The following is a 233-nucleotide window of genomic DNA, read 5'->3' as shown; positions in this document are numbered from 1 at the left end:
GTGACGGTATCAATGACAGGTGCCGTTGGTGCCACCGTGTCCACATTGATGTCTTTGGTCACAGGGGTACTGAGATTACCAGCCCCATCTGCAGCGGTAGCGGTTAGGGTTTCAGCCCCTTCGCCCATGGCTGCTACATCAGCGGCAACCACTGCCACACTCCAGTTGCCATCGGTATCAACCGTCGCTGGTTGACCGATCTGATCACCGGCTGCATTGGTCAAGGTGATGGT

1 protein-coding gene is annotated in these 233 nt (G+C 56.7%); it reads right to left on the bottom strand.

The features are described 5' to 3' along the window. A partial coding sequence (locus tag ACT3QP_RS15220) for a hypothetical protein (protein ID WP_444526087.1) occupies positions 1–233 on the bottom strand: 233 nt, incomplete at both ends.

The organism is Psychrobacter sp. AOP7-B1-24, from assembly GCF_052376215.1.
GTDB lineage: Bacteria > Pseudomonadota > Gammaproteobacteria > Pseudomonadales > Moraxellaceae > Psychrobacter.
Note: the sequence above shows the minus strand (reverse complement) of the source record. Positions and strands in the feature narration are given on the sequence as shown.